1 pseudogene is annotated in these 822 nt (G+C 40.5%); it reads right to left on the bottom strand.

Annotated features, from left to right (window positions below):
* Nucleotides 1-822: pseudogene (locus ACFIMQ_RS09505) on the bottom strand (filamentous hemagglutinin); the annotation flags it as partial.

The raw sequence follows: 822 nt of genomic DNA on the forward strand, positions 1-822 counted from the left end.
GGACCACTTCCAGGAGGTATTTGCTCAAAAGTGTAAGGATTTTTGCCAATCTTTGTACCAACAAAGTCATTTTTATGATTTTCCAAGTTTACGTAATCCTGCTTTCCATCACTTAAGATATATAACGTATCTGCCATGTTTTGAGTATTATAAGCTGGTCCAAAGAAATTAATCGTTGTTTTCTTTGCTATACCATGAACACCATGCTTTTCTAAATCATGCGATCCATTGCCCGCTGTCATACTGCCGCGGCTATGCGCATCAGTATGCAATCCTATATTGCCAAGGCTATACAACAGATTCTGGTACTTCTTCGTCGAATTGGTCAAAATACCCAACTTACCTTCTAGAAAATACTGATACCCTGCAATGAACAAATCTACCAAGCGCGAATCGCTATGAGGGAACATCAGAAAATAGTGCGGATCATTCTTGTTATCAGCCAACTGAACCGCATTATGGGCTGCGTCATCTGGTGTTGTAAGAATACCATTGAGGAAAACATGAACCTTGCCATCAGAACCTTTTTGTAAATTCTGTTGTTCTTCAGGCGTTAAATAATGATATTGCGGCTGCGGGTTTCCATGACTGTCTCTTATAGGATTTCCATTTTCATCTTTTGCATAGATCACATTGCCATTTTCATCGTGATCCACGGTAGCCAGATAATGCTCTTTGATAAACATGTTTACAATGCCCTGTTCAAAGATATTAAATCCTTCATCCGATAAATCATTGATCATACCTACGCGATTATGCACTGCTCCCTCAAGCGGTGCGACATCTAGCTGTTCTACTGCTTGGTGGGCTGTAGCGGTGTTG

Origin of the sequence: Bartonella sp. AD13SXNS, assembly GCF_042196465.1 — a bacterium.
In the GTDB taxonomy this organism is placed as follows: domain Bacteria; phylum Pseudomonadota; class Alphaproteobacteria; order Rhizobiales; family Rhizobiaceae; genus Bartonella.